Origin of the sequence: Parafrankia sp. Ea1.12 (assembly GCF_900465275.1) — a bacterium.
GTDB classification, from domain to species: domain Bacteria; phylum Actinomycetota; class Actinomycetes; order Frankiales; family Frankiaceae; genus Parafrankia; species Parafrankia soli.
The window spans coordinates 1-6,853 of the sequence record NZ_UBIZ01000581.1 but is presented as its reverse complement, the minus strand read 5'-3'; the positions used below and the strand labels follow the sequence as shown (position 1 = coordinate 6,853).

The following is a 6,853-nucleotide window of genomic DNA, read 5'->3' as shown; positions in this document are numbered from 1 at the left end:
CGCGGGCCGCTTGAGCCCGGTGCCGCGACGAGTGGCACGCCGGGTTCTGAAGGGGCGGGGGCGCAGCAACGCGCCCCCGCTACCTGACGACTGCGCGGTGACGCTGCGGCGTCTGTACTGCTTCTTCATCATCGAGGTCGGCTCCCGCACCGTCCACATCCTCGGGGTCACCGCCCACCCCGACGGACCGTGGACCGCCCAACAAGCCCGGAACCTCCTCATGGACCTCGGTGACCGGGCGGCCGACTTCCAGTTCCTGGTCCGTGACCGGGCCGGACAGTTCACCGCGTCGTTCGACGCGGTCCTCGCCGACGCCGGCATCACCACGATCAAGATCCCACCCCGAACGCCGCAGGCGAACGCCTACGCGGAACGGTTCGTACGAACCGTCCGGACCGAGGTCACCGACCGGATGCTGATCGTCGGTGAGCGGCACCTGCGCACCGTCCTGGCCGAGTACGCACGGCACTACAACGGACGACGCCCGCACCGCGCGCTCCGCCTTCAACCACCCCGGCCCGACCACCCGACCACCCGATCACCGACGTCACGACGGCACGGATCAAGCGCCGGCCTGTCCTCGGTGGCCTGATCAACGAATACGAACGAGCCGCCTAAAAGACCAGATCAACGCCGGTGGCCGAGTTCTGACACCCCACTGGCACGCACCTGGCCTCGTCGGCCACGAGAGCGGAGTACAACACTTGTAGTAGCACCCACTACTGATGTAGTGTCCCGTCATGCCCAGTCGCCGCGATGACCTTCTTGACACCGCGATCCGCGTGGTCGGCGAGTCAGGTGTCCGCGGTCTCACGCACCGTGGCGTCGATGTCGCCGCGCAGCTGCCAGCGGGTTCGACGTCCAACTACTTCCGGACCCGGGGCGCCCTCCTCGGTGCGGTCGTGGACCGGTTCGTCGAGCGGGAGAGGGAGAACTGGGACGCTATCGCCGCCGAGGTGTGCCCGACCACGCCCGAGGAACTGGCTCAGGTCATCGTCAGATTCGCCGTCGACAGCACAGGTCCGCAGCGGACGCTGACCCTGGCCCGGTACGCGATCCTCGGTGAAGCGGCTATCCACCCACCGCTTCGGACCCAGCTGGCCGCCGGCGGCGGGCGCGTGAACACGTGGTTCACCAACTGGGTTCGGGCCGCCGGATCCACTGACCCCGAGCGTGACACCCCCGTCATCATGAACCACTTCACCGGCATCGTCCTGCATCAGCTGGCCATGCCCGATCCGGCGTTCGACCCGACCCGGCAGATCACCGCGCTCGTGTCGAGCCTTATCCGCCCGCGGAACCCAGAGGGGACGGAATGACCGAAGTGCAACCAGACCGCGGCGGCGCCATCGACCGCGAGATGGTGTGGCGGGCGATCGACGCCCAGCGGCAGAGCATCGCTGACCTGCTGGAGCGGCTGTCCGATGACGAGTGGAGTCGGCCCTCGCTCTGCGACGCCTGGACGGTGCGCGATGTCGCCGCCCACCTGACCCTTCAGCAGCTCGGCCCGGGGGAAGCGGTCAGGATGATCCTCCGAGCGCGCGGCAGTCTCGACCGGGCGATCCACGATGCGGCCCGCCGGCGCGCGGCGACGGTACCGACGACGCGGATCGTCGCCGGGATCCGCGGCACGGTCGGCTCGCGGCGGCACAACTTCGGGGTCACCTACCTGGAGACGCTCATCGACATCCTCGTCCACGGGCAGGACATCGCCATACCGCTGGGCCACCAGCACGAGATGCCTGTCCAGGCCGCGGCCGTCGCCGCCAGCCGCGCATGGTCCATGCGATGGCCGCCACCTTTTCCCGCGAGACGAGAAATCGCCGGTTTCCGCCTGACCGCCACGGACACGTCGTGGTCCGTCGGCACCGGACCCGAGGTTCAGGCTCCGATCCAGGCGATCGTCCTGTTGCTCACCGGCCGCCAGGCGGCCCTGCCGCAGGTCTCCGGTGACGGCGCCCCCGAACTGGTCGCCCGTCTCACCACGCCCGCATCGACATAGCACGTAAGCATCACTCGATCCCTGTTCCTGGTCGCCCGGCGGTACCGAAACTCGTATCCCATCTGAAACGGTTCAGAAACACCTGTGGCGTGCCCGGAAAGACCATGCCCCCGTTTCTCTTCATCCCATCCTGATCGGCTACGACACCCAGGCCGTTCTTGTCGCGCGCCGTCGACGCCTTCTATTCGGTTGCCGCGATCTCGCGTTTCCTGTGTTTCCTATGTACCCCGTAAAGGAGATCTGTCATGGTTCAGTTCGCGATGCTACTGCTGCCCGTTCCGCTCGGCGTCTACATTTCCGGGCGCCGCACCGCCTACCTGATCACCGCCATCGTGTTCGCGATCATCCTCGTCATCCAGACAATCGTTGTTGCCGCGGACACACCCGAGGACATCAACCCGCTCTACTGGCTTCTCAACATCGCGTCACTCGCCGTCGGTCTCGGCCTCACCGCCGCGGGCCGCGCGCTGGGCCGACGCCGCCGGACCCGCCGCGCCGCCGGCTGAAGAACCCTGTGGGGCTCCAGAACCCCGATTCGAGCGGTGACCTGCGCGTTTGCCCGCCGGACAGGGCCCACCTCGGGCAGGCTGGATGGTCATGGTGTGGTCGCTGCTCTACGCCCTGACACGCAACGCTCTCGGACTGATGTTGCTCCGCGTGCGTGGCGACACCGCGAAAGACGTGGAGCTCCTCGTCCTGCGACATCAGGTGGCGGTGCTGCGACGGCAGGTGAACCGCCCGGTCCTGGAACCGAAGGATCGGGAACACGGCCCGTGCTTCGTCGCCCTACTGGTCGTGCGGAAGCAGGGCCGGGTGGGTCATATGACCGACCCCCCGTTGACGCCGAGGACCTGCCCGGTGATGTAACCCGCCCCCTCAGAGCAGAGAAACACGCAGGCGGCAGCGATGTCATCGCCTGTACCCAGGCGGCCCAGGGGAATGGCCTGGGCCATGACCTCGCGGCTGGGCAGGTTGCCGACGGACTGGGACTGGCGCGCCATCGGTGTGTCGATGGCGGACGGCGGGATGGTGTTGACGGTGATCCCGTATGGTGCGAACTCGCGGGCCAGCGACTTCGTCAGAGTGATGACGCCGCCCTTCGACGCCGCGTAGTGCGTCATCCCGGGCGTGCCGCGCTGGGCGCTCGACGACGAGATCGTCACGATCCGACCCCATCGGGCATCAACCATGTCGGGGATCGCCGCTTGGACACAGTGGAACGTACCGGTCAGGTTGACGTCGAGGACGCGGCGCCAGGACTCGAGGGTGATCTCGGTGAAGGGCTCGAACGCCGTCACGCCTGCGCTGGTTACCAGGATCGCCACGGGCCCGAGTTCGCTGCGCACCTTCCCCAACGCGTCATCGACAGACGGCCGGTCTGCCACGTCGACCCGGCACGCCAGCGCGTCGGCACCGGCGGAGCGGAGTTCGTCGGCAACGGCCTGCGCCGCGTCACCGTTGATGTCGAGCACCGCGACGCGGTGCCCGCGCGCCGCGAGCTGCTCGCAGATCGAGCGACCCATCCCCGAGGCGCCGCCGGTCACGACGGCGACGTGCTGTGCGTGCTGCTCAGACATGTTTGTAGATACGACCTTCCTTCATCACGAACAGGACGTCCTGTGTGGTGGTGATGTCCTCGGACGGGTCGCCGGGGACGGCGATGACGTCGGCGAGGTAGCCAGCCGCGAGGCGGCCGAGCTCGTCGTCCATTTGGATGAGCTCGGCGCTCGTGACCGTGGCAGCGCGCAGCGCCTGTATCGGCGTCATGCCGCGGTCGACCAGCGCGACGAGTTCCCTGGCGTTCTGGCCGTGCGGGATCGCCGGCGCATCGGTCCCGCAGGCGATCTTTACCCCGGCGGCGATCGCCTTGGGCAGCATCGCTTTGGCCCGCGGGAAGATTTCCGCGGCCTTTTTCTGCAGCTCGGGAGCCGCCCGCTCGATCGCCATCGCCTCGGTGAGGTATGTCGTCGACACGAGGAACGTCCCGTGATCGACCATCATTTGGATCGACTCGGGCGTGGCGAGGAAGCCATGCTCGATGCAGTCCACGCCGGCCCGGATGCAGGCCTGGACTGCGGAGTCGCCGACGGCGTGGGCGGCGACCCGGATCCCCGCACGGTGTGCCTCGTCGGTGATGGCCTCGAACTCCTCGTCGGAGTACTGCTGCGAGCCCGGCGACGTGGAGTGCGACATCACGCCACCGGACGCCGATACTTTGATCACCTTCGCGCCATGACGGATCTGGTACCTAACACAGGCGCGTACCTCGCCCACGCCGTTGGCGATGCCCTCGGCCACACCCAACGGCATGATCCCGGGCGCAAGCCGCTGGAATACGGTCGGGTCGAGGTGGCCGCCGTACGGCGTGACGGCGTGCCCGGCCGGGATGATGCGCGGGCCTTCGAGCCAACCCTGGTCGATCGCCCGCTGCAGCGCGACGTCGAGCATGTAGCCGCCGGTCTTTACCATCAACCCCAGGTTGCGCACGGTCGTGAAGCCCGCCAGCAGTGTCGCGCGGGCGTTCACGGTGGCCCGCAGGGTGCGGTATACCGGATCGTCCTGGACGCCGTGCATCGGGTTCGGCAGCCCGTCTGGGCCACCGGGACCGCCGATGAGCAGATTCAGCTCCATGTCCATCAGTCCGGGCAGGAGCGTGACGTCGCCCAGGTCGACCTCGGTCGCCGTCGCCGGAAGCTCGGTGGGGCATACCGCGACTATGCGGTTGCCCTCCACCACGATCACCGCAGGTGACCTCACCAACCCGGCATCGATGTCGACCCAGCGATGGGCCCGAAGGACGATCGCGTCGCTCACGGGACCGGCGCAACCAGGCAGTCGAGCTGCGCCGCACCCGAGTCAGGGATGCGCTGCTGGTGCCAGCACTCGACCGGGAACGACACCATGACCATCGAATACAGCATGTACAGCAGCCTGAGCGCCTCCTCCGGCATGTCGTCCAGGCTGTACTGGTCGAGGTACGTCAGCGCCGCCTCGGCGCGTGGCGTGATGACGTCGTAATACGCCTGCATGTCGTCCATCGAGGTGGCGAGGCGCTTGTCGTAACGCTCTGGCTCGGTCGGCAGGCACCAGTCAGCCACGAATGGCTCGAGGTCGGCGAACTCCTTGGGCAGCATTTCGATCACGTCTGTCATACCCCCGCACGTCCGCGCTGGTAGTCGTCGATCCACTTGGCTGTCTCCCTGTGAAGGTGCCGGCACAGCACCTCCTGGTCACCCAGCGGGAACCGGTCCACCACCCGGGACTCCAGCATCGATTGCGTCGCCTCGAGAGTGTTGGCGTCCTGCAAGCCGAACTCCTTGAACGTCAGCGCGGTGAGCTCGTGGGCCACGCGCTCGCGCGGCGTCTTCGCTGGGACGAAATAGAGCGTTCCCTCGAAGATGTGGCTGTTGTACGCCGTCGGCCAGTAATGGTAGGTGAGGTACCAGCCCAGTCCCCAGATCAGGATCGTGAAGTTCGGGAAGAGCTGGAACGAGTCGAGCCCCCACGGGTCGCAACCGGCGGGGTTCACGCCGGGCGGCATCTTCTCGACGCCGAGGTCGGGAATATCCCACGGCCCGAAATTTCCGCTGCGGCAGATATCGTCTATCGGCTTGCGCATGTCCTGGTCGAGTTCCCACGTCCGGATCCCGGCTGTGCTCACCAGGCGGTGCGGACCGTCGATCCGGTAGTGCGGCGCCTCGAAACCCTTCTGCTGTCCGGCGTTGGCAAACTTCGCCGGGTACTGCCTCGCGTGCAGCACGGGTGCGTGATAAAATTCCTGGAAGGCGTCCATGTAGAGCTTCCAGTTCGCCTTCACCTCGGAGCGGTAGTACCAACGCTCGGTCATCTTGTCGAAGGGGTAACCCTCGATCGCGGTGACCATCGGCCCGAGAAATTCCGGCAGCGACTGCTCGGGCTGCTTGGCGAGGTTGATGAAGATGAAGCCCTCCCAGACGTCGCAATGGACGGGGACGAGGCCGTAGTCATTCTTGTCGAGGCCGAAGAACTCGCCCTCTTGCTGCACAAAATTCAGCGACCCGTCGAGGTCGTAACGCCAGGCGTGGTACTTGCAGGTGAACTGCCTGCAAGTACCGCTCGTCTCCTCGCCAGGGAAATCATTCCACACCAGTTTGTTGCCACGATGGCGGCAAATGTTGTGGAATGCCCGCACTTTGCCGTCTTTGTCGCGCAAGACGATGATCGACGTCTTGGCAATGTGGATCTCCTTGGTGAAGTAGCTGCCGTTCCTCGGCAGCAGCTCCACCCGCCCGACATTCAGCCAGCCGCGCTTGAAAATCGCCTCCCGCTCGAGCTCGTATAACTCCGGCGAGATCGAGTCCTCGTAGGACACCGGCTCGGTCCCGAGCTCCGGATAGTGCTCCGTCCAACTACCTTCGGGCGGCTTGGGCCAACGAGCCACTGCTACTCCTCTACCTCAGATGACAGCGCTGGTCCGGGGGAGTGTGCGCTGGAATCGGGCTGCCCCAGAACGCTCTGGCTGAAATCTATACGGCCCCCGAGGCGAACACAAGCACTTGATATCATGTCCTTGACACTGATGTGGAGGGGTTGGGCCAGGTGGCAGCGGGCCGCCCGCCGCCGCTACCCGGACCGCCGAGATGCGCGGGGCGCCCCGAGCGCGACGTTGGAGTCCTGGCAGGTCCACGGTCGCCGCCGGGCCGTGCAACGTCGATCACGGGCGAAACCGCGACAGCGGAGCCGTCCCCTCCCTGTCAGACTCGTGTGAGACACCCTCGCGGGTGCGGGTTGGCTACGGAGGGGTGATCGGAGATCCTTGTGTTCGTGGAGTCAGAGTCGCAGGAGAGCCCGGGCGAGTCCCCGCCGTCGCGT

At 66.6% G+C, this 6,853-nt stretch carries 7 protein-coding genes and 2 pseudogenes; 5 read left to right on the top strand and 4 right to left on the bottom strand.

The genetic code is table 11. The features are described from left to right. Positions 1 to 88: 88 nt before the first annotated feature. From FMEAI12_RS32255 to FMEAI12_RS40330, 5 genes and pseudogenes are all read left to right on the top strand, one after another. Positions 89 to 618: pseudogene (locus tag FMEAI12_RS32255) on the top strand (integrase core domain-containing protein); the annotation flags it as partial. Between the two features lie 122 nt (positions 619 to 740). After that, positions 741 to 1,319: a TetR/AcrR family transcriptional regulator gene (locus FMEAI12_RS32250; protein ID WP_112108972.1), complete on the top strand. Its 579-nt coding sequence runs from the start codon at positions 741 to 743 to the stop codon at positions 1,317 to 1,319. After that, the gene (locus FMEAI12_RS32245; RefSeq protein ID WP_112108971.1) at positions 1,316 to 2,002 is read left to right on the top strand and encodes a maleylpyruvate isomerase family mycothiol-dependent enzyme; all 687 of its coding nucleotides are present in this window, start codon (positions 1,316 to 1,318) and stop codon (positions 2,000 to 2,002) included. Before FMEAI12_RS32250 ends, FMEAI12_RS32245 begins: the two co-directional genes overlap by 4 nt. A 245-nt stretch (positions 2,003 to 2,247) precedes the next feature. Further along, positions 2,248 to 2,508: a hypothetical protein gene (locus FMEAI12_RS32240; protein WP_112108970.1), complete on the top strand. Its 261-nt coding sequence runs from the start codon at positions 2,248 to 2,250 to the stop codon at positions 2,506 to 2,508. Between the two features lie 49 nt (positions 2,509 to 2,557). Continuing rightward, positions 2,558 to 2,764 (top strand): annotated as a pseudogene (locus FMEAI12_RS40330) (integrase); the annotation flags it as partial. 56 nt (positions 2,765 to 2,820) lie between these two features. Here FMEAI12_RS40330 and FMEAI12_RS32230 read toward each other — a convergent pair. Genes FMEAI12_RS32230 through FMEAI12_RS32215 form a run of 4 tightly spaced genes read right to left on the bottom strand, consistent with a single transcriptional unit; the run spans position 2,821 to position 6,422 of the window. Continuing rightward, a complete protein-coding gene (locus tag FMEAI12_RS32230; RefSeq protein WP_112108969.1) occupies positions 2,821 to 3,579 on the bottom strand; it encodes an SDR family NAD(P)-dependent oxidoreductase in 759 nt (252 codons plus the stop codon). Further along, entirely contained in the window at positions 3,572 to 4,816 is a 1,245-nt protein-coding gene (locus FMEAI12_RS32225; RefSeq protein ID WP_112108968.1) for an amidohydrolase family protein, read from the bottom strand. Before FMEAI12_RS32225 ends, FMEAI12_RS32230 begins: the two co-directional genes overlap by 8 nt. After that, complete coding sequence (locus FMEAI12_RS32220; protein ID WP_112108967.1) at positions 4,813 to 5,154, bottom strand: hypothetical protein; 342 nt, start codon at positions 5,152 to 5,154, stop codon at positions 4,813 to 4,815. Before FMEAI12_RS32220 ends, FMEAI12_RS32225 begins: the two co-directional genes overlap by 4 nt. After that, positions 5,151 to 6,422 carry an aromatic ring-hydroxylating dioxygenase subunit alpha gene (locus FMEAI12_RS32215; RefSeq protein WP_112108966.1) on the bottom strand — a complete coding sequence of 424 codons (1,272 nt, stop codon included), beginning with the start codon at positions 6,420 to 6,422 and terminating at the stop codon, positions 5,151 to 5,153. Before FMEAI12_RS32215 ends, FMEAI12_RS32220 begins: the two co-directional genes overlap by 4 nt. Between the last annotated feature and the right edge of the window lie 431 nt (positions 6,423 to 6,853).